1 protein-coding gene is annotated in these 291 nt (G+C 64.9%); it reads left to right on the forward strand.

The window, feature by feature from the left end; translation table 11 throughout:
* The coding region (locus tag EP376_RS22825; RefSeq protein WP_164745074.1) for a hypothetical protein at window positions 1-291 on the forward strand (291 nt) is incomplete at both ends.

Here is a 291-nt window from a genome sequence, read left to right on the forward strand (position 1 = left end):
CTATGGCAACGCGTCGGGCTATGAGGATGTCAACGTCGCGCCGGTTCCGCTCGATCATGCGAATTGCCCCGACCAGAGGCTTGTCGAGCTGGCGCGTGCCAGCTGGGACGAGGCGCTGGAACTGGGCGAAAAGCACGGCTACCGCAACGCGCAGGCCACCGTCATCGCGCCGACCGGGACGATCGGCCTGGTCATGGATTGCGACACCACCGGCATCGAGCCCGACTTCGCGCTGGTGAAGTTCAAGAAGCTCGCCGGCGGCGGCTACTTCAAGATCATCAACCGCGCCGT

Origin of the sequence: Alexandriicola marinus, assembly GCF_004000435.1 — a bacterium.
Classification (GTDB): domain Bacteria; phylum Pseudomonadota; class Alphaproteobacteria; order Rhodobacterales; family Rhodobacteraceae; genus Alexandriicola; species Alexandriicola marinus.